The sequence below is a fragment of the Pseudomonas sp. GOM6 genome (assembly GCF_029537485.1).
GTDB lineage: Bacteria > Pseudomonadota > Gammaproteobacteria > Pseudomonadales > Pseudomonadaceae > Aquipseudomonas.
This window is the reverse complement of sequence record NZ_JARPUS010000016.1, coordinates 75,694-96,750: the sequence shown is the minus strand read 5'-3', so window position 1 is coordinate 96,750 and position 21,057 is coordinate 75,694. Positions and strand designations below refer to the sequence as shown.

At 64.5% G+C, this 21,057-nt stretch carries 18 protein-coding genes; 12 read left to right on the top strand and 6 right to left on the bottom strand.

All coding sequences use genetic code 11. The features are described from left to right. Positions 1-973 (top strand): MFS transporter (locus P7A97_RS17380; protein WP_277691347.1); only part of this gene is annotated, 973 nt, incomplete at its 5' end. A 105-nt stretch (positions 974-1,078) separates the two neighbouring features. Here the strand turns inward: P7A97_RS17380 and P7A97_RS17375 are convergent. The 3 genes from P7A97_RS17375 to P7A97_RS17365 form a co-directional block, all read right to left on the bottom strand. Continuing rightward, entirely contained in the window at positions 1,079-3,154 is a 2,076-nt protein-coding gene (locus tag P7A97_RS17375; protein ID WP_277691345.1) for a TonB-dependent receptor, read from the bottom strand. Beyond that, on the bottom strand, positions 3,147-4,454 hold the full coding sequence (locus tag P7A97_RS17370; RefSeq protein WP_277691343.1) for a sorbosone dehydrogenase family protein: 1,308 nt from the start codon (positions 4,452-4,454) through the stop codon (positions 3,147-3,149). The genes P7A97_RS17375 and P7A97_RS17370 overlap by 8 nt, the downstream gene beginning before the upstream one ends. Before the next feature lie 83 nt (positions 4,455-4,537). Next, positions 4,538-5,440 (bottom strand): LysR family transcriptional regulator, encoded by a 903-nt coding sequence (locus P7A97_RS17365; RefSeq protein WP_277691342.1) that lies wholly within the window; start codon positions 5,438-5,440, stop codon positions 4,538-4,540. 95 nt (positions 5,441-5,535) lie between these two features. Between P7A97_RS17365 and P7A97_RS17360 the strand changes: the two genes are divergently transcribed. From P7A97_RS17360 to P7A97_RS17320, 9 genes are all read left to right on the top strand, one after another. Further along, positions 5,536-6,768, top strand: a complete 1,233-nt coding sequence (locus P7A97_RS17360) for a 3-hydroxyacyl-CoA dehydrogenase (protein WP_277691341.1) — start codon at positions 5,536-5,538, stop codon at positions 6,766-6,768. After that, positions 6,765-8,555 (top strand): acyl-CoA dehydrogenase C-terminal domain-containing protein, encoded by a 1,791-nt coding sequence (locus P7A97_RS17355; RefSeq protein WP_277691340.1) that lies wholly within the window; start codon positions 6,765-6,767, stop codon positions 8,553-8,555. Before P7A97_RS17360 ends, P7A97_RS17355 begins: the two co-directional genes overlap by 4 nt. A gap of 79 nt (positions 8,556-8,634) precedes the next feature. Continuing rightward, complete coding sequence (locus P7A97_RS17350) at positions 8,635-9,627, top strand: PHB depolymerase family esterase (RefSeq protein WP_277691339.1); 993 nt, start codon at positions 8,635-8,637, stop codon at positions 9,625-9,627. Positions 9,628-9,645: 18 nt separating this feature from the next. Next, complete coding sequence (locus P7A97_RS17345; RefSeq protein ID WP_277691337.1) at positions 9,646-10,809, top strand: iron-containing alcohol dehydrogenase; 1,164 nt, start codon at positions 9,646-9,648, stop codon at positions 10,807-10,809. 254 nt (positions 10,810-11,063) lie between these two features. Beyond that, a complete protein-coding gene (locus P7A97_RS17340; RefSeq protein ID WP_277691336.1) occupies positions 11,064-11,498 on the top strand; it encodes a thioesterase family protein in 435 nt (144 codons plus the stop codon). 27 nt (positions 11,499-11,525) lie between these two features. Continuing rightward, on the top strand, positions 11,526-12,710 hold the full coding sequence (locus P7A97_RS17335; protein WP_277691334.1) for an acetyl-CoA C-acyltransferase: 1,185 nt from the start codon (positions 11,526-11,528) through the stop codon (positions 12,708-12,710). A 405-nt stretch (positions 12,711-13,115) separates the two neighbouring features. Next, complete coding sequence (locus tag P7A97_RS17330) at positions 13,116-13,592, top strand: LEA type 2 family protein (protein ID WP_277691333.1); 477 nt, start codon at positions 13,116-13,118, stop codon at positions 13,590-13,592. Between the two features lie 59 nt (positions 13,593-13,651). Beyond that, positions 13,652-13,993 carry a zinc ribbon domain-containing protein YjdM gene (locus tag P7A97_RS17325; protein WP_277691332.1) on the top strand — a complete coding sequence of 114 codons (342 nt, stop codon included), beginning with the start codon at positions 13,652-13,654 and terminating at the stop codon, positions 13,991-13,993. A gap of 70 nt (positions 13,994-14,063) precedes the next feature. Next, positions 14,064-14,789, top strand: a complete 726-nt coding sequence (locus tag P7A97_RS17320; protein WP_277691331.1) for a transporter substrate-binding domain-containing protein — start codon at positions 14,064-14,066, stop codon at positions 14,787-14,789. Positions 14,790-14,793: 4 nt separating this feature from the next. Here P7A97_RS17320 and P7A97_RS17315 read toward each other — a convergent pair whose 3' ends face one another. Continuing rightward, positions 14,794-15,519 carry a hypothetical protein gene (locus tag P7A97_RS17315; RefSeq protein ID WP_277691330.1) on the bottom strand — a complete coding sequence of 242 codons (726 nt, stop codon included), beginning with the start codon at positions 15,517-15,519 and terminating at the stop codon, positions 14,794-14,796. A 163-nt stretch (positions 15,520-15,682) separates the two neighbouring features. Here P7A97_RS17315 and P7A97_RS17310 point away from each other — a divergent pair, with 163 nt between their 5' ends. Both P7A97_RS17310 and P7A97_RS17305 read left to right on the top strand, forming a co-directional pair. Next, positions 15,683-16,054 (top strand): hypothetical protein, encoded by a 372-nt coding sequence (locus tag P7A97_RS17310; protein WP_277691329.1) that lies wholly within the window; start codon positions 15,683-15,685, stop codon positions 16,052-16,054. A 1,076-nt stretch (positions 16,055-17,130) separates the two neighbouring features. Further along, positions 17,131-18,066 (top strand): NYN domain-containing protein, encoded by a 936-nt coding sequence (locus P7A97_RS17305; protein ID WP_277691328.1) that lies wholly within the window; start codon positions 17,131-17,133, stop codon positions 18,064-18,066. A 79-nt stretch (positions 18,067-18,145) separates the two neighbouring features. Here P7A97_RS17305 and P7A97_RS17300 read toward each other — a convergent pair whose 3' ends face one another. Further along, a complete protein-coding gene (locus P7A97_RS17300; protein ID WP_277691326.1) occupies positions 18,146-18,916 on the bottom strand; it encodes a gamma-glutamyl-gamma-aminobutyrate hydrolase family protein in 771 nt (256 codons plus the stop codon). Between the two features lie 575 nt (positions 18,917-19,491). Continuing rightward, complete coding sequence (locus tag P7A97_RS17295; RefSeq protein WP_277691325.1) at positions 19,492-20,994, bottom strand: CoA-acylating methylmalonate-semialdehyde dehydrogenase; 1,503 nt, start codon at positions 20,992-20,994, stop codon at positions 19,492-19,494. Between the last annotated feature and the right edge of the window lie 63 nt (positions 20,995-21,057).

Below are 21,057 nucleotides of genomic sequence, written 5' to 3'. Positions count from 1 at the left end.
ACACGACGCTCTTCCGATCTACAACCTGTTCGTCGTCTCGCTGGCCTGGAGCCTGATGGCCGATGTGTTCGACATACTGCAGGCCAAGCGCCTGTTTGCCTTTATCGCCGCCGGCGCCAGTCTGGGCGGTTTGAGTGGGCCGGCGCTCAGCGCTCTGCTGATCGCGCAGCTGGACGCTGCGGGGCTGATCCTGCTGACCACCCTTTTGTTGGGGCTGGCCCTGTGGCTCAAACACGGGCTGATGGCCTGGCGAGAGCGGTGCGGGGCTGGACGGCCAGGCGCCGCCCCCAGCGAAAATCCGCGCCACCCGGTGCCGGGCAATCCCTTCAGCGGACTGACCCGGGTGCTGCATTCGCCTTACCTGCTCGGCGTGGCGGCATTCGTGGTATTGCTGGCGACGGTAAGCACCTTTCTCTACTTCGAGCAGGCGCGTCTGGTGGCCGAACTGTTTCCCGAGCGCAACGCCCAGGTCAGAGTCTTTGCCAGCATCGATTTCGTCGTGCAGGCCGGCGCACTGGCCAGCCAGCTGTTCATCACCGGGCGGGTTGCCCAGCACCTGGGCATCCGCATGCTGCTGACGGCCGTCCCGCTGCTGATGTGCCTGGGCTTCGTCGGCCTGGCCCTGGCGCCGACCTTCGCGGTACTGGCGGGGCTGATGATCGTGCGGCGCATCGGCGAATATGCCTTTGTCCGCCCCGGCCGCGAGATGCTGTTCGCCCCGCTCGATGCCGAAACCAAGTACAAGGCGAAGAACTTCATCGACACCGTGGTCTACCGCGGTGGTGATGCACTCAGCGGCTGGGCCAAGAGCCTGCTCGACACCCTCGGCCAGGGCGCCGTGCTGATAGCGCTGGTCGGCGCCGGCTGTGCTGCGGTATGGGCCATGCTCGGCTGGTACCTGGGCAACCGGGCGGATCGTGCCGCCGACATTAACCGGGCAGGCCCTGCACCGGCCAGGTCAAGGACGCCCTGAGACAACGGCCCTTTCCTAGCGGAAGTGATCGGCCTCGCTGGAACAGGGGAGCAACGGGCCCCCGCCAGCGCGCTGAAAACCAGGCGCCCGATCCCGAGCAGCTGCTCAGAAACGGTAGGCCAGGTCGGCCCCGACATACCAGTTACGCCCCGGTGCCGGCTCGTAGTAACGACCGTTGCCCTCGGCCACGATCACCGAGCCGATGTAGTCGCGGTCCAGCAGGTTATCCACCCGCAGGGTCTGACCAAAGGTCCACTGCTGCAGGACATGCTCGTGGCGCAGGCGCCAGTTGAACAGCGCGTAGCCCGGCGCGGCGCGCTGCTGATTGCTGTCCTCGACATAGACCTTGCTGCGGTACAGCCCCTCCAGGGCGGTGGAGAGGGTGTCGCTCGGGCGCCAGAGCAGCTCGCCGAACAGGCTGGTGGCGGGTACGCCCGGCAGGCGATTGCCCGCCTCGATGGGCCGCCCGGCGCTGCTGAAATCGCCATCGTAGGTGGCCTGCAGGTAGGTGTAGGCAAGGCTGCTGCTCCACTGCTCGCTCCACTGCTGCTGCAGGCTCAGCTCGAAGCCGCGGCGCAGGGTCTGCGCCGCGTTCTGGTAGGTGCTGCGCCCACCGGTCGAGCTGGCCACCACCAGCTCATCGTCGGTTTCGATCTGGAACAGCGCGGCGTTCAGGCGCGTCGCCTCGCCAAACTGCGCCTTGAGGCCGAGCTCGTACTGGAGGCTGGTGGCGGCATCGAGTTCCAGGTTGAAGCCGCCGGCATTCGGCGAATAGGCCAGCTCGGTCAGGGTCGGCGTCTCAAAGCCCTGGCCAACGCTGAAGTAGCCGTGCAGCGCGGGCGTGAAGGCGTACAGCACGCCAACGGCAGGCGTGGTCTGCTGGTAGGTGCGCCGCCCGCTGTCGTCACCGTTGCTGAGGTAGTGGTCGTCGACCTCCACTTCGACGTGGTTGTGCCGCAGCCCCGCCTGCAGGGACCAGTCGCCAAGACGCCAGTTGGCCTGCAGGTAGGGGTCGAGGCTGGTCACCGTATCGATTTCGTCACGCCGCAGGCGGCCCTTGACGCCCAACTGGCTGCCGACAAAGTTCTCGTAGCCCTGGCGGTCATCCTCGCTGGCGTCATAGTCCAGCCCGACGATCCACTCGAACTCGCCCGGCAGCGCCGCGACCGGCTGCAGCCAGCGCAGGCTGCCGCCGTGAAAGGTCCGCTCGAAATCGATCACCCCACCCGCCTGGGTCGGGTTGCTCTGCACCGCCACCGGAATCGACTGGTACTGCACCACCCGCCGAGTACCGCTGTACAGCGTGCTCTGCAGCGTGCCCATGTCGAACTGGCGCTCGAAGTTCAGCCCCACCTGCTGCTGGTCGATGCTCTTGCGCGTATCGAACAGCTCGGCCACCGCCGGCGTCGAGCGCGGGTCGGCCTGATAAGCGTCCCAGGTCAGGCCGAGGGGGTCATCGCTCTGCTGATTGAAGTCACTGAAACTCAGGGCCAGGCGCGTGGCGTCGTCCGGGTGCAGGGTCAGCTTGGCGAAGCTCTGCTCGCGCCGCGCCGAGCTGTGGTCGCGGTAGCCGTCGGTATCCAGCCGCGAGGTATCGAGAACAAAACCGCCCCACTGATTGCCGCCCTCGGCACTCAGCCGCTGGCGCTCCAGGCCATCGCTGCCCCAGGCCGTGCCGGCCGCCACCTGCGGCGGGCCCTCGCCATCGCGGGAAAACAGCTGGATCACGCCGCCGGCATTGCTGCCATAGAGGGTCGCCATCGGCCCGCGCAACACTTCGATACGCTCGGCGCTGTCCAGGTCGAACGTCGCCAGCTGGCCCTGGCCGTCCGGCGTACTGGCCGGAATGCCGTCGGCAATCAGCTTGATGCCACGCACACCGAACGTGGCGCGGGCGCCGAAGCCGCGCGACGAGACCTGCAGGTCCTGGGCGTAGTTCTGCCGGTTCTGCACCACCAGCCCCGGCACCCGCTGCAGCACTTCCGAGGCATTGATCCCCGGCTGCCCTTCGCTGAGGGTGGTGCGGTCCAGGCTGTCGACCGAGAACGGCAGGTCGAAGCTGCGCTCGGCACTGCGCGAGCCGGTGATCACCGAGGGTTCGAGCAGCAGCACCTCGGCGGCCCACAACGGCCCCGGCAGCAGTAGCAGCCCAGGCAACCAGCGCGACACCGGCTTACTCATCGGCTTTGGCGCTGACCCGCCAGATCAGGTTGCCGACATCATCCGCCACCAGCAGTGCGCCCTGGCTGTCGACGACCACGCCCACCGGGCGCCCCAGCGCCTGTTCGTCCTCGTCGAGGAAGCCGGTCAGCACATCCTGCGGCATGCCGTCGGGCTTGCCGTTCTTGAAGGGTACGAAGATCACCTTGTAGCCACTGTGCGGCTTGCGGTTCCACGAGCCGTGCTGGCCGATGAACATCCCCTCCTTGAATGGTGGCAGCTGCGCCTGTTCGGCGAAGGCAATGCCCAGCGAGGCGGTGTGCGAGCCCAGGGCGTAATCCGGCACCAGTGCCTTGGCGACCAGATCGGGCCGCTGCGGCTGCACCCGCTCATCGACGTGCTGGCCGAAATAGCTGTAGGGCCAGCCATAGAAACCGCCGTCCTGCACCGAGGTGATGTAGTCGGGCACCAGGTCGTCGCCCAGCTCGTCACGCTCATTGACCGATGTCCACAACTTGCCGCTCACCGGCTCCCAGGCCAGGCCGTTGGGATTGCGCAGACCGCTGGCGAAGAGGCGCTTGTCGCCGCTGGCCGGATCGACTTCCCAGATCGCCGCACGCCCCTCCTCGATATCCATGCCGTTCTCGCCGACATTGCTGTTGGAGCCGACCGTGACATACAGCTTGCGTCCATCAGGACTGGCAATGACGTTCTTGGTCCAATGGTGGTTGAGGCCCGCCGGCAGGTCGGTGACTGTCTCGCCGCTGGCCGTGATGCGGGTCTGGCCCTCCTGGTAGGGGAAGCGCACCAGCGCATCGGCATTGGCGACGTACAGTTGATCACCCACCAACGCCATGCCAAACGGCGAATGCAGCTGGTCGAGGAAGACCGTGCGCGTTTCGGCGACGCCATCCTGATCGGCATCGCGCAGCAGGCTGATGCGGTCGGCGCTGGGCACACCCGCCCCGGCCTTGGCCATGATCTTGCCGGCGATCCAGTCCTTCAGGCCACGGCTCTCGCGGGCCGGTGCATTGCTTTCGGCCACCAGCACGTCGCCGTTGGGCAGCACGTACAGCCAGCGCGGATGATCCAGCTCACCGGCGAAGGCGTTGACCTCGGTGCCAGGGGCTGCCGTCGGCTGGCGCCCCTCGGGCCAGCCCACGGCCGGTGCAATGTTGACGGTGGGCAGCAGCCCTTCGCTGGGCGCCGGCAGTTTCGGCTGTGGGCCATAGCCCTGCTCGATGGCCATCTTCGAACCCTCGTTGCAGCCAGCCAGACAGACGGCGGCCAACAGACCGGAGAGGAGTACAGGAGCATGCATGGCGTTTTTTCCTTTGTTATATGCAGCCGTGATGGCACCACGACCACCGTTCATGCGCAACCCGCTACGGACAGCGCCGAGGCTCACGCACTATCGCCCAGCGCGATGATCTCACCCACCAGCCACTGCAGGGGGACATCACGCTGGCGCAACTCCAGGCTGACCACATCCAGATGAAAAGGCCCCAGCTCGAAGGGCAGGTCGAACAGTTGCAGCGGCAGAAGGCCGGCGAAATACTGCGCCAGACGGGTCGGCAGTACGGCCACCAGCTCACTGCCGGCGGCAATGTGTGCGGCCTGCAGGTAGTTCGGCGTGCTGTAGACGATCTCCCGGACCAGGCCCTGCTCGCCCAGCCACTGTTCGACCATGCCGCGCGTCTGCCCGCCGTGCACCCACAGGTGACGAAGTTCGAGAAAGCGCTGCAGGTCGAGGCCCTGACGCAGCTGTGGATGCCCCTTGCAGGCCACTACCTGCAGCGTCTCGCTCATCCAGCGACTGCCGGTAAAACGCGGGGGCAGTGCCTCGAAACGACCCAGCACCAGATCCAGCTCCCCCTTCTCCAGGGCTTCGGCCGGTAGACGCGGCGTCAGGTGACGCACATCCAGGCGCACGCCGGGTGCCTGCTCAGCCAGGCGCGGCAGCAGGCGCGGCATCAGCAGCATCTCGGCATAGTCGGTCATGGCGATGGTGAAACGCTGGCGGCTGTGCGCCGGGTCGAAGCGCGTACCTTCGCTCAGGCTTTCCTCGATCTGCCGCAGCGCCGCGCGAATCGGTCCTTCCAGCTCCAGGGCCCGCGGCGTTGGCTGCATGGCCCGCCCCACGCGGACCAGCAGCGGATCGTCGAGCAGATCGCGCAGGCGACCCAGCGCATTGCTAACCGCCGGCTGGCTCAGCGCCAGGCGCTCGGCGGCCCGCGACACATTGCGCTCACGCAACAGGGCATCGAGCACGCGCAGCAGGTTGAGGTCGAAGGTCGAGATATTCACTGACTAAATACTTCTTATCACAAGTCAAAATTTCTCAAATAGTACTGCCTTGCATAAGGTGCGTCAGTTCCGTTTTTCGTGACCGAGGTAAGGCTATGAGCAACAACTACAAAATCGAACAGGCCGCCGTGATCGGTGCCGGCACCATGGGCCGCGGTATCGTCATCAGTCTGGCCAACGCCGGCATTCCGGTGCTGTGGCTGGACAACAACCCGGACATGGTGGCCGCCGGCCTCAAGATGGCCGAAGACACCTGGGCGCAGAACGTCGCCAAGGCCCGCATCACGCCCGGCGAAGCCAGCCTGCGCCGCTCGCGCATCCAGGCGGTGAGCGGCTACGCCGACCTGGCCGAGGTCGATCTGGTGATCGAAGCGGTCTACGAAAACCTGGAACTCAAGCAGCAGATCTTCCGCACCCTGGACAGCACCGTGAAGCAGGGCGCGATCCTCGCCAGCAACACCTCGGCGCTGGACATCGACGCCATCGCCGCCGTCACCGAGCGCCCGCAGGACGTGCTCGGCCTGCACTTCTTCAGCCCGGCGCACATCATGAAGCTGCTGGAGATCGTGCGTGGCGCCAAGACCGCGCCGGCCGTGCTCGACGCCGCCGTGGCCCTGGGCCAGCGCATCGGCAAGATCAGCGTGGTGGCCGGCAACTGCGACGGCTTCATCGGCAACCGCATGCTCCACACCTACGTGTTCGAGGCGCGCAGCATGCTGCTGGAAGGCGCCTTCCCGCACCAGATCGACAGCGTGCTGCAGGGCTTCGGCTTCGCAATGGGCCCGTTCCGCATGTACGACGTGGTCGGCATCGATCTGGAATGGCGTGCCCGCGAGCTGGCCGGCAAGGGCCAGGACGTCGACCAGGTACAGGTCGACAACCGCCTCTGCGAGCTGGGCCGCTTCGGCCAGAAATCCGGCCAGGGCTACTACCAATATGCCCCGGGCAGCCGCCAGGCCGAGCACGACCCGCTGGTGGACGACCTGGTGCAGCGCGAATCCGAGCGCCTCGGCTACCAGCGCCGTAACGTCGGCGCCGAGGAAATCCTCGAACGCTGCCTGCTGGCCCTGGTCAACGAGGGCGCAAAGATCCTCGAAGAGAACATCGCCGCCAACAGCCGTGACATCGATCTGGTCTACCTCAACGGCTACGGCTTCCCCGCCGACGGCCCGATGGCCTGGGCCGATGCCCAGGGCGTGGCGCATATCCGCGAGCGCCTGCTGCACCTGCGCGAGCACCTCGGCGAGCGCTGGCAGCCGGCCAAGCTGATCGACCGCCTGGTGGCCGACGGCAAGCAATTCAGCGACGTACAGGAAGGTAAAGCATGAGCTACCAAGCCCCCCTGCGCGACATGCGCTTCGTCCTCCACGAACTGTTCGACGTCGCCGGCCACTGCGAACGCCTGGGCAACGGCCTGGACCGCGAGCTGATCGACGGCGTGCTGGAAGAAGCCGCCGCCTTCACCGGCAATGAAATCGCCCCGCTCAATCGCAACAGCGACGAGGAAGGCTGCCGCCTGGAAAACGGCAAGGTCAGCACGCCCAAGGGCTTCCGCGCCGCCTACCAGCAATATGTGGACAACGGCTGGGCGAGCATGACCGGGCCGGTCGAGTTTGGCGGCCAGGGCTTCCCGCAGCTGGTCAGCTTCGCCTTCCACGAGATGCTGATGGCCTCCTCGCTGTCGTTCCGCATCTACTCCGGCCTCACCGAAGGCGCCGTGCTGGCCCTGCACAAGCACGGCAGCGAAGCGCTCAAGCGCGACTACCTGGGCAAGATGGTCAGCGGCCAGTGGACCGGCACCATGTGCCTGACCGAACCGCAGGCCGGTACCGACCTGGCACTGCTGCGCACCAAGGCCGAACCGCAGGCCGACGGCAGCTACAAGGTCAGCGGCAACAAGATCTTCATCAGCGGCGGCGAACAGGACATGTCGGAGAACATCGTCCATCTGGTCCTGGCCCGTCTGCCGGACGCTCCAGCCGGGGTGAAGGGCATCAGCCTGCTGCTGGTACCCAAGTTCATCGCCAATGCCGACGGCACGCCGGGCGCGGCCAACGCGCTGTCCTGCGGCGCCATCGAGCACAAGATGGGCATCAAGGGCGCCTCCACCTGCGTGATGAACTTCGACGGCGCCACCGGCTGGCTGGTCGGCGAAGCCAACCAGGGCCTGGCCTGCATGTTCACCATGATGAACGACGCACGCTTCCAGGTTGGCCTGCAGGGCCTGGGCATCGGCGAAGCGGCCTTCCAGGGTGCGCTGAGCTATGCCCGCGAACGTCTGCAGTCGCGCGGCCTGAAAGGTGCCGTGGCACCGGAAAAAGCCGCCGACCCGATCATCGTCCACCCGGACGTGCGGCGCATGCTGCTGACCCAGAAGAGCCTGGTCGAAGGCTGCCGCATGCTCGCCGCCTACACCGCGCGCCAACTCGACCTGGAACACGGCGCCGAAGACGCGACCGAGCGCAAGGCCGCGGCCAAGCGCGCCGCCCTGCTGATCCCGATCGTCAAGGCGTTCTTCACCGACATGAGCCAGGAAGTGGCCAGCCACGCGGTGCAGGTCTACGGCGGCCACGGTTTCATCCGCGAGTGGGGCATGGAACAGCTGATGCGCGACAGTCGCATCACCCAGCTCTATGAAGGCACCAACGGCATCCAGGCGCTGGACCTGATCCGCCGCAAGTTACTGGGCGACGGCGGCAGCGAGCTGCAGGGGCTGATCGAGGAGCTGCTGGCCCAGGCCACCCAGGCCGCCGCACAGCCAGCCCTGGCCGAGATGGCTGACGTGGTCATCGCCCGCCTGCGCCAGTGGCGCGAACTGGCCGGCCAGGTGATCGCCATGAGCCAGCAGGATGCCGAGGAAATCGGCGCCGTGTCGGTGGACTTCCTGCAGTACTCGTCCTATGTCCTGCTGGCCGGTTTCTGGCTGCAGGCCGCCACGGCGGCGCAGGCTGCACTGGACGGCGGTAGCGGCGAGGCCGAGTTCTACCAGGCCAAGCTGCACAGCGCGGCGTTCTACCTGCGCCGCGTGCTGCCGCGTGCCAGCGCCCACCGCGAAGCCCTGCTCGGTGGTGCGGGCTGCCTGATGGCCATGCCGGAAGACAGCTTCGCGCTGTAAGCGGATCTCGCGGCCAGCCCTGGCAATTGCCGGGCTGGCCGCGAACGCACACCGAAAACCCGCATCCCGAGAGGCACCAATGAAAATAATAAAAATCGTGCTGAGCCTGCTGTTACTGATCGCCGTGACCCTCGCCGGGCTGTACGGCTATTTCCTCCATACCCCCGCCCCCACGCAACCGAGCCTGAGCGCCGCCTTGCAGCAGGGCCAGATCACCCTCGGCGAGCGCCAACGCGACTACGCCTACTACATCCCCGCCCAGTTGCCGGCCAAGGCGCCGCTGCTGTTCGTCCTGCACGGTTCGCTGCAGACCATCGACGACATTCGCCGCTACAGCGCCTATGAGTTCGAGCGCCTGGCCGATCAGCACGGTTTCATCGTCGTCTACCCGCAGGGCTTCGAGCGCAACTGGAACGACTGCCGACGCACGGCGGATTACCCGGCGCGCGCGCAGAACATCGACGACATCGGCCTGATCGCCGCGCTGATCCAGCGCTTTGCCAGCCAGCACGGCGCCGATGCTCGCCGCGCCTTCCTCACCGGCTACTCGAATGGCGGCCACCTGGGCCTGCGCATCGCCCTGGAACAGCCGCAGCTGCTGGCCGGCGTCGCCGCCTTCGCCGCCAACCTGCCGACCGACGACAACCTCGACTGCCAGTCGGTGGCCGGCAGCGTGCCGGTATTGCTGATGAACGGCACCCGCGACCCGATCAACCCCTACAACGGCGGCGTGGTCACCCTGTTCGGCCTGGGCAACCGCGGCGAAGTGCGCGCGGCCTACGCGTCGGCCAGCTATTTCGCCGAACGCGCCGGCTATGCCCGGGACGCCGTACGCAGCAGCGTCGCCTGGCAGAACCCGGACGCCCCGGCACAACGCGCTACGCTCGACCAATGGCAAAGCGCCGAACGCGCCGAGGTGGCCCTGTACAGCCTGATCGGCGGCGGCCACCTGCTGCCGCAGGCCGGTTTCCGCGCCCCACGCCTGCTCGGCCCGACCCTGAGCGGCTTCGACGGCCCCCAGGCGATCTGGGACTTCTTCGCCCGCCAGCGCCCCGCGCCGGCCCAGCCCTGACTCATCGGAGGAACCCTCATGCAGCCCTTCAGTTTCGCCACCACCGCCCAGATCCTCTGCGAATCCGGCTCGGCCGCACGCCTGGCCGAGCTGTGCCGGGAGCGCGAGGCACACCGCGTGCTGATCGTCACCGACCCCGGCATCACCCGCTTCGGCCTGCTCGACGGCGTGCTGCCGGGCTTCGCCAGTGCCGGCGTGGAAGTGGCGGTGTTCGACCAGGTGATCGCCGATCCGCCCGAGGCCATCGTGCTCAACGCCGTGGAGCGCGCTCGCGAACTGAAGGCCGAGCTGATCGTCGGTTTCGGCGGCGGCAGCTCGATGGACGTGGCCAAGCTGGTCGCCCTGCTCGCCCACCCCGACTGCGCCCAGGGCCTCAAGGACATCTACGGCGTGGGCAATGCCCGGGGCAAGCGCCTGCCGCTGATCCAGGTGCCGACCACCGCCGGCACCGGTTCGGAAGTGACGCTGATCGCCATCATCACCACCGGCGAAACCACCAAGATGGGCGTGGTCTCGCCGCTGCTGCTGCCCGATCTGGCCCTGCTCGACGCCGACCTGACCCTCGGCCTGCCGCCGGCGGTGACCGCCGCCACCGGCATCGACGCCATGGTGCATGCCATCGAGGCCTACACCAGCAAGATCAAGAAGAACCCGCTGTCCGACCTGCTGGCCCGCGAGGCCCTGCGCCTGCTGGCCGCCAATCTCGACCAGGCGGTGCACAACGGGCAGAACCGCGAGGCGCGCCAAGCCATGCTGCTCGGCGCCCTGCTCGCCGGCCAGGCCTTCGCCAACTCACCGGTGGCGGCGGTGCATGCCCTGGCCTACCCGCTGGGCGGGCACTTCCACATTCCTCACGGTCTGTCCAACGCACTGGTGCTGCCACACGTGCTGCGCTTCAACGCCCCCGTCGCCACCGCGCTGTATGCCGAACTGGCCCCGCTGCTGCTCGGTGAGCGCTTGCGTCCCGGCAATGCGGAGCAACTGTGCGCGCAGTTCATCGAAGAACTGGCAGCACTCAACGAACGCTGCGGCCTGCCCAGCCGCCTGCGCGACGCCAACGTGCCGGAGGCCATGCTCGGCCAACTGGCCAGCGACGCCATGCTGCAGCAGCGCCTGCTGGTGAATAACCCGCGTGAAGTCAGCGAAGCCGACGCGCTGGCGATCTACCAGGCGGCGTACTGAGTAACCCCCTCTCCCCCTGGAAGACGACTGCATGGATGCAGGAGGTAGGGCGACGCAGGATGCCAAAGCCGAGGGTTGGGGTGAGGGTGACGCAGGCCACTCGGAGCAGCCTGTTGAGTCCCTCACCCTACGCGGGCCGCCCTGCCCCTCTTCCAAAGGGAGAGGGGAGCTATAGCTCGCAATACAGCCCACGAATCAAAGTATCCCGCGCCACGCCCAGGCCTTAGGGTGAGGCGCAAGAACGAGGAACGAGCATGAACCCACCGCAACACCTGCGCGGCGATTACGCCCACTTCCAGCCGATCACCACACGCTGGCACGACAACGACGTCTACGGTCACGTCAACAACGTCGTGTACTACAGCTATTTCGACAGCGCGGTGAACACCTACCTGATCGAGGTTGGCGGCCTGGATATCCACGAGGGCGAAGTCATCGGCTTCGTGGTCAGTTCCTCCTGCGACTACTTCGCCTCCATTGCCTTCCCCGAACGCATCGAAGTCGGCCTGCGCGTCGGCAAGCTGGGCAACAGCTCGGTGCAGTACGAGCTGGCCATCTTCAAGGCCGGCGAAGAGGAAGCCTGCGCTGCCGGGCGCTTCGTCCACGTCTTCGTCGACCGCGCTAGCAACCGTCCGGTGAGCATCCCCGATCCCCTGCGCACGGCACTCGCCCGCCTGCTGCGCGATTGACCCCCAACAACTCCAGAGGAACCTGCCATGCAAGACGCCGTCATCGTATCCACCGCCCGCACGCCCATCGCCAAGGCCTTCCGCGGCGCCTTCAACGACCTCAAGTCGCCGTCCATGGCCGCCGTCGCCCTGCGCGCCGCCGTCGAGCGCGCCGGCATCGAGCCGGGTGAGATCGAAGACGTGGTCATGGGTACCGCCATGCAGGGCGGCACCGCCGCGATCAACCTGGCGCGCCTGTCCACCCTCGCCGCCGGCCTGCCGCTGTCGGTCAGCGGCCAGACCATCGACCGCCAGTGCGCCTCGGGCCTGATGGCCATCTCCATCGCCGCCAAGCAGATCATGGTCGACGGCATGCAGGTCACCGTCGGTGCCGGCCAGGAGCAGATCAGCCTGGTGCAGAACACCCACATGAAATGGTCCGGCGCCGACTTCGACCCGAACGTGGTGAAGATGGCAGAGCACGCCTACATGCCGATGCTGCAGACCGCCGAGATCGTCGCCAAGCGCTACAACATCAGCCGCGAAGCCCAGGACGAGTACGGTTTCCTGTCGCAGCAACGCACCGCTGCCGCCCAGGCTGCCGGCCTGTTCGCCAATGAAATCGTGCCGGTCACCGCCACCAAGAAACTGGTCGACAAGGAAACCGGCGCGGTCAGCTACCAGGAAGTCACCCTCAGCCTGGACGAAGGCAACCGCCCGCAGACCGTGCTGGCCGACCTGCAGAACCTCAAGCCGGTCATCGAAGGCGGCTGCATCACCGCCGGCAACGCCAGCCAGCTGTCCGATGGCGCCAGCGCCAGCGTACTGATGAGCGGCGCCCTGGCCGCCCAGCGTGGCATCCAGCCGCTGGGCCTGTACCGCGGCATGGCCGTGGCCGGTCTGGCCCCGGAAGAAATGGGCATCGGCCCGGTATTCGCCGTACCCAAGCTGCTCAAGCAGCACGGCCTGACCGTCGATGACATCGGCCTGTGGGAACTCAACGAAGCCTTCGCCTGCCAGGTGCTGTACAGCGCACAGAAGCTCGGTATCGACCCGGCCAAGCTGAACGTCAACGGCGGCGCCATCGCCATCGGCCATCCCTACGGCATGAGCGGCGCGCGCATGGTCGGCCACGCCCTGCTGGAAGGTAAGCGTCGCGGCGTGAAGTACGTGGTCATCACCATGTGCGTCGGCGGCGGCATGGGCGCAGCCGGGCTGTTCGAGGTGCTGTAAGCCTCGCGCTCGGCATCACCAGAAACGGGGGCTTCGGCCCCCGTTTTTCGTTTCTGCCTGCCCTGTTTGTCCAACGGCAAAGGGGCATAGACAAGTTATTTGTGGAACTGGCTGAGCGGCCCTTATACAGGGTTCAGTTACTGAAACAGGGTAGGGGCAAACTGCTTTTGTGGGAGCGGCTGGGCGGCACTCCGCTTTAGCCGCGATGAGATCGACGGAAGAGCATCGCGGCTAAAGCCGCTCCCACGATGTTCCATCTCCGCGCTGTAGGAGCGGCCTTGGCCGCGACCCAAGCCGCACAGAAGCGTCGCGATTGCAGTGCAGTACCGCCCAAGCGTTTCCACGCTTGAGTCTTGCGGCCCGACGCGCTTTGCTAGTCGCTATCAGCCATCGTGGAGCCAGCCCATGCGCCAGTACTCCCTGCGAACTTTGCTCGTCCTGTTGCTCGCCCTGACCCTGCACGGCTGTGCGATGCTCGGCCCGCGCGATCCGCTGCGCATCGATCTGGTTGGCCTCGAACCCCTGCCGGCGCAGGGCATGGAGATGCGCTTCGCCGTGGTGCTGCGAGTGCAGAACCCCAACGACAGGGTGATCGACTACAACGGCCTGTCCGTGGAACTGGACGTCAACCAGCAGCCCCTGGCCAGCGGCGTGAGCGATGCCAGTGGCCAGGTGCCGCGCTTCGGCGAGGCGCTGCTGAAGATCCCGGTGACCATTTCGGCCTTCTCCGTGATGCGCCAGGCCTGGGCCGCCGCCGGTTACCAGCAGGGCCGCAACCTGCCCTACGAGCTGCGCGGCAAACTGGGTGGAGGCCTGTTCGGCACCGCGCGTTTCAGCAGCGCCGGCACCCTCAACTGGCCGCAGACCGTCAATACGCCCTGAACGGAGATAAAACCCTATACAATGCGCGGCTTTTCGCAGCCACACCGTCGAGGTCCATCATGAGCACCCTGCCGCCCTGCCCCAAGTGCGGGTCCGAATACACCTACGAAGATGGCGCCCAGCTGGTCTGCCCCGAATGTGCCCATGAATGGTCGGCCGAGGCCGCCGCCCAGGGCGATGACGACGCCCGCGTGATCAAGGACTCGGTCGGTAACCTGCTGCAGGACGGCGATACCGTCACCGTGATCAAGGACCTCAAGGTCAAGGGCAGCTCGCTGGTGGTCAAGGTTGGCACCAAGGTGAAGAACATCCGCCTGGTCGACGGCGACCACGACATCGACTGCAAGATCGACGGCATCGGCGCCATGAAGCTGAAATCGGAGTTCGTGCGCAAGGTCTGATGCGCCACGCTCGACTAGGCTGATACCCGTGGGCACGCAACGTGCCCTTGCCTGGTCGGGGGTGGTCACCATGCGCGTTCTATTGCTTGCCCTGCTGTTGCTGGTCAGCCCGTGGTTGTACGCCCAACCCTGGAAGGTGGTCGGCGACGAACAATTTGCCCCCTACAGCTTCGTCACTCTCGACAGCGACCAGCCGCGCGGCCTGGACGTCGAACTGGTCGAAGCCGTGCTCAAGGAGGCCAAGGTCGACTATCAGCTGCGTTTGTACCCCTGGGAGCGGGTCAAGCGCATGCTCGACCGCGGCGAAACGCACATGGCCTTCCAGTTCGCCGGCCCCCCCGAGCGCAAGGCCCAGTACGAACTGGTCGGCCCGCTGCGCACCGGCTCCACGGTGTTCATGACCACCCACAAGACCAAGATCGAAGACTGGCGCAGCCTCGACGACTTCCACCCCTTCGTCATCGGCCAGGTGCGTGGCTATGCCTACCAGGCCGACTTCGACAAGGCCGACCTGTCGCGCGACACCAGCGCACAGAACCCGCGCCAACTCGTGTCCATGCTGCTGGCTGGGCGCATCGACATCATCGTCGGCGACCGTACTCAGTTGCTCTACTTCGTCCAGGAACAGCGCGCCCAGGAGCAGGTACGCCTGCTGCCCAGGTCACTGGTGGAAATGCCGCGCTACGTCGCCTTCGCCAAGGGCGATCGCGCCCGCGCCGAACAGTTCGCCGAGGCGCTGGAAAACCTGCGCGAGCGCGGCGAACTGGACGCGATCCTGCACCGCTGGGAGCAATAAGGCGTCACTGCACCGGCAGGAAGTTGATGAACATCAGGCTCTGCGCGTAATTGGCGCCCATGCGCCGGTAACGCTCCTCCAGCACATGGGTGAGCAGGTCCAGGCGCGCCACCATCTTGCCGAACTCCACCGCATAGCTGAGGTTGCCGGCCTCGTTGGACAGCAACAGCGGCCGGCCCTGCTCGTCGCGGCGCTGGCCGAGCATCCAGGCGGCCTTCTCCACGTTGCGCGCAGCATTGTGGATGAACTCGGCGTTGAAGGAATCAGTCAGGTAGAACTCGGTTCGCCCGCCATGGGCGGTGACCAGCATGCTGCCCAGGGCATAGATGAAGGCACCCACCCGGTCACCCTGGAAATCCGGCCCCAGCGCATAGCTGAGCGCCGCCACATCGCGTCGCCCGCCCAACTGAGGCAAGGGCTGGTTGTGCTCAATGGCCTGGTGAATGGCCTGCTCGGCCGCCGAGCGGCTGGCCAGCCCGCTCTTGCGCCATTCCTTGGGGTTGCGCTGGTACAGCTTGCCCATCAGCCGATAGAGGCTGTTGAGGTTGTTGCGCATGGCCAGGGTCGCCATGCGGTCGACGTCGCTCTGCAGCAGCTCGCGCGGGTTGAGCTCCGCCGTCTTGTTGATGATGCTGGCGTGATCCAGCCGCCCCGTGCAGCCGCCCAACGCCAGCAGCAGCGCCAGACCGAGTGCCGGCCAGCAGCCTCCGTAGCCCCCGATACGCCTCATGGTGCCCCCCCATCTCCGCGTTGCAAGGAGTAAAGCGCAAAACGACAGAGCGCGGGAAAGCCCCAAGGCTTTACTCAGGTTTTACATTTCAGGATGGATACAGAGGCCGACTGGCCCAGTCGAAGCTGTAACCGGACAGTCCGGTAGCAGAGGAGTTTCGATCATGGGTGCACGCATCCCCCTCATCACGGGCCTGCTGGCCAGCCTTGCCTTGCTTGGTGAACAGCAGGCTTACGCGGCGGACAGCGGCGACGTGGCCGCTGGCGTGGCGGTTGGCGCCATCATCGGCGGTGTTATTGCCAGCCAGCGGCCGGTACGGGTTTATGAGCCGGCGCCGGTGTACCACGCCCCGCCGCCCCCGGTGGCCTATTACCCACAGCCGGTCTATGCACAGCCGGTGTATGTGCAACCACGCCCGGTCTACTACCGCCGCGCGCCGGTGTATTACGTCGCGGAGCCGCCGCGTTACCGTTACGGTCATGGGCACAAGCATGGCCATAAGCACAGGCACAAGCACCATCACCGGCATTGGTGACCACGAGCCCCGCAGATGCGGGGCTTGTTGTTTCTAGTTGACGGGTTTGTCAGGTATGGCGTTGGGCCAGTCATTGGCGGTAAGGTCGGGTATCGATTTGCAGGGATGCGCTGTTCATGGCGGTGATTGCCACGATTCCTAGCCTGACTCCTTCAGCTTTGCCGAGCGGCCATTGCCTGTTCGGTGGCCTGCTTATTCAAGTCTTTCCTCAGCACCTTCCTCGGCATTCGACTACAGGTTGCGTCGCGCATGTTGCTTATTGCCTAGCCTGCAATAGCCAAATCACGCCTTGCCAGGTAATCCAGTTTCGCCCTGCTGGGCGCCTCACTTTCTTTGCTTGTGCAAAGAAAGTAAGCAAAGAAACACACCCCGGCATCCGGGTCTCGCTGCGCTCGACTCCCCTCCTTCCGGTGCCGCTCCGGGGGCCGGCTTACAAGGGGCGTCCATGCCCCTTTAAGCCTCTCGCCGCATCCATGCGGCTCGTCCCCCTCCGCAACACCTCCACTCGGCCTACTGACGGGGAGTTTGCGCGCATGAGGGTTTCGCGTTTCAGGCCGGTCGGAGTTGTCGGTTCTCTTCATCGCGCGCTGATCGTGCCCACGCTCTGCGTGGGCATGCAGCCACAGACGCTCCGCGTCTGCGGGACGCAGAGCGTCCCCGGAGGGGTTCCCACGCGGAGCGTGGGAACCATCAACAGACTCAAAAGCCACCGCCACACTCACAACCTTCCACCAAAAGGTCGGGCCGGGATCAGGTCCCGTCAGGAGGCTGAGTGGAATCGTTGAGCCAGGGGTTGAGCGGCATGGATGTCGCGAGAGCCGCGATGGGCCAAGGATGGCCCTTCGCGGCGTGCCCCTGGAACAATGATGGAACGAAGGAACCCCGCCGCAGGCGGGGCCGGATGCCGGGTGTGCTTTCTCTTTGGTTACTTTCTCTTTGCACAAGCAAAGAGAAAGTGACTCGCCAAGAAGGCGAAAGGCGTGATTTCAGGATTAAACGGGGCCACCTCGATTATTATCGAGTATCTAAGCAGCCTCCTAAAAACTCATGCAGACAAAAATTACTTTGGAAATTAAATGACAAAAGAGCTAGTTTTCGCAGTATTAATTGATGGAGAAAATGTTGGCAGCAGTCTTCTAGGCCAAATTGTCAATGAAGTAGAACGACTTGGAGTAGCAGCCGTTCGAAAGGTATATGGCGACTGGACACAGCCATCTATGACGCCATGGAAAGATGCACTACAAAATTACAGCTTCAGACCAGAGCAGCAATTTCACTACGGAAAAGATGCCGCAGACCATGCCTTAATAATGGACGCAATTGAGCTGATATCCACAAATAAAAGAATTAATGCGATTTGTGTAGTTTCCAGTGACGGCGGCTTCTACAGCCTTGCCCAACGCATCAGAGAGCGCGGCCTATATATGATGGGCATCGGCAGAAGGAATACGCCTGATCGGCTAATAAAAGCGTGCCTAAATTTTGTATATGTAGACAACCTAGAAACCACAGAACCTGTTTATGAGTCCATCATAGAAGAAACCAGCGTAGAGTCTCTGCTACTCAGAGCATATACCGACTGCTCAGCGCTCGGCGAGCCAGTAAACTTAGGAGCCTACGGAAAAAGATTAAAATCCATAAATTCTGCATTCGACCCCAGAACGTATGGGCATGCCACGCTAAAGAAAATGGTCAAGAGCCACTCCGAATTGTTTTTAATAGATAACGAAACAATCGACCAATGCTTCATAAGAGCAAAGAACAAAACCGCCATACCAGAGCGAATTCAAGGCACAGTGAAACGCTGGCTTGGAAATTACGGTTTTATTGAGTCCAATGGAGATAGCTGGCACTTCTATATCAGCAATATCCGCGAAGGGCAGCGCGATACAAAAATAAAACCAGGACTGCCTGTCAGCTTTATATCTGTAAAGCAACCAAACCTCGAAGGAACTGACAACATCGAGCGCAACGGAAAGGCGGATGACGTATTTATATCTGCAGATTACTAAACATATAACTACTTAAGCTAATAGCCCCATCATTCGACAGGGCTATTAGTTTCACTTAACATCTACTGACAATTACCAATCATACGCCTACAACGTACTTACGATTAATCAACTTACTGGCCTGATATTCCCTCGCCGCCTCATGAAACGCCCCAATCAGCGCGTTGTAATCGGCTTTCTCCCAATACCGATACTCCGGATGCCACTGCACCCCCACCGCAAAAGCCTTAGCGCCCTTCACGCTGACGGCCTCGATCTGCCCGTCTTCACAGACAGCCTCAACCTGTAGCCCCTCACCGAGCCGATCAATCCCCTGCCCATGCAGCGAATTGACACTGATCTCGCGCTCACCGAGCAGCTTGTGCAGCACGCCGCCTTCAGTGAGGCGAACACTGTGCATCGGCCCATAGGCCACATCATCCGGCACGCCCTTGCGCTCACGGTGGTCCATGCGGCCTTCCACCTCATGCACTTCACGGTGCAGCGTGCCGCCATACAGCACGTTGAGTTCCTGCACGCCACGGCAGATGCCGAGGAACGGAATTCCACGCTCGATGCAAGCGCGCATCAGCCGCAGCACAGTGGCGTCGCGGGGTTTGTCGGCCAGGCCCAGGCCGGGGTGGTCGTCGCCGTAGAAGCTCGGGTGCACGTTGGACAGCGAGCCGCCGAACATGATGCCGGAGACGCTGTCGAGCACGGTGTCGAGGTCGAGATCGTCGGCGAAGGCCGGGATCATCAGGGGGAAGGCGTCAAAGCCAGTGACTGCCTGGATGTACTTTTCGCCGACCAGGTGAAACCAGCCGATGTCACGGTCGGTCAGCTGCCAGCGGCACAGGGGAAGGCCAATCATGGGTTTGCTCATTTGGGTAGTCCTCTTCTGAGAACCAGCCCAGGAGTGATTGCGCGTCGGAAAAACTGCGTTGAAAGCGGGCTCGGGCTGCTCATTTACAGGGCGTAAACTCCGCACCCTCGCCCGCTTTTGCCTTGTTTTTCTCTAGCGCACCCACTCCTGAACCGGTTCTAAATGGTTGAAGTGGGCTGCCCTTGGGAGAGCGGGCTAGCGGTTCACCTGAAACGTGAGTCCGCTCGCCCAAGGGGTGCCGCGTCCCGATCTGTGCCGGTTCACTGCACCAATGCCGCGCCCGCGCGGCAGGTTGTTCGGTGTTGCTGGGTGTTGCTCGGTCTATGTGGGAGCGGCTTTAGCCGCGATTGGCCCAACCAAGAGCTATCGCGGCTGAAGCGGAGTGCCGCCCAGCCGATCCCACAGAGACAGAACTTGTGTTGCCTGTAGTCGCAGCCAAGCGGGATGCCGCCCAGCCCCTCCTACAAAAGCAATCGCGGCTGAAGCCGCTCCCACAAGTAATCCGTAAGCTCCCAAATACAGAGCAAAAAAAGGGCCGGTCCGAAGACCAGCCCTGGTAGTGCTTAGCTGTTGCTGTTGCTCGGGAAGGCGAATTGCGCCGCCTCGTGCGTGGCGCGCTGCGGCCAGCGCTGGGTGATGGTCTTGCGCTTGGTGTAGAAGCGCACACCGTCCGGGCCGTAGGCGTGCAGGTCGCCGAACAGCGAGCGCTTCCAGCCGCCGAAGCTGTGGTAGGCCACCGGCACCGGCAGCGGTACGTTGACGCCGACCATGCCGACTTCGATCTCGTCGCAGAACAGGCGCGCCGCTTCACCGTCGCGGGTGAACAGGCAGGTGCCGTTGCCGTATTCGTGGTCGTTGATCAGTTGCATGGCTTCTTCCAGGCTGCCGACGCGCACGATGCACAGCACCGGGCCGAAGATTTCTTCCTGGTAGATGCTCATCTCGCGGGTGACGTTGTCGAACAGGGTGCCGCCGACGAAGAAGCCGGCTTCGTTGCCCGGCACGCTCAGGCCGCGACCGTCGACCACTAGCTTGGCGCCCTGCGCCACACCGGCGTCGATGTAGCCCTTGACTTTGTCGCGCGCCGCGCCGGTGACCAGCGGGCCCATGTCCAGGCCGCAGGAGGTGCCGGCGCCGATTTTCAGGGCTTCGATCTTCGGTACCAGCTTTTCGACCAGCTTGTCGGCAACCTGATCACCCACCGCCACGACCACGGAGATGGCCATGCAGCGCTCGCCGCAGGAGCCGTAGGCGGCGCCCATCAGGGCGTTGACGGTGTTGTCGAGGTCGGCGTCCGGCAGGACCACGGCGTGGTTCTTGGCGCCGCCCAGGGCCTGTACGCGCTTACCGCGACGGTTGGCCTCGGTGTAGATGTATTCGGCGATCGGCGTGGAGCCGACGAAGCTGATGGCTTTGACTTCCGGCGCTTCGATCAGCGCGTCCACGGCTTCCTTGTCGCCGTTGACCACGTTCAGCACGCCCTTGGGCAGGCCGGCTTCGTGCAGCAGCTGGGCGATCATCAGGGTCGAGCTCGGGTCACGCTCGGAAGGCTTGAGGATGAAGCAGTTGCCGCAGGCGATGGCCAGCGGGTACATCCACAGCGGCACCATGGCCGGGAAGTTGAACGGGGTGATGCCGGCAACCACGCCCAGCGGCTGGAAGTCGCTCCAGCTGTCGATGTTCGGGCCGACGTTGCGGTTGTATTCGCCTTTCAGCAGCTCGGGCACGCCACAGGCGTACTCGACGTTCTCGATGCCGCGCTGCAGTTCGCCGGCGGCGTCTTCGATGGTCTTGCCGTGCTCTTCGCTGATCAGGGCGACGATGGCGTCCTTGTTCTGCTCCAGCAGCTGCTTGAAGCGGAACATCACCTGGGCGCGTTTGGCCGGCGGGGTGTTGCGCCAGGCCGGGAAGGCGGCCTTGGCGGTGTCGATGGCGGCGCGCAGGGTGGCCTGGTCGGCCAGCTCCAGCTGACGCACTGGCTCGCCGATGGACGGGTTGAAGACGGCCTGGGTGCGACCGTTGCTGTGCACGATCTCGCCGTTGATCAGGTGTCCGATGTTGCTCATGGGTGCTCTCTCGTATCTCGACTTAATTGGGTTCAGTCCCTTCTCCCCCTGGGAGAGGGTCAG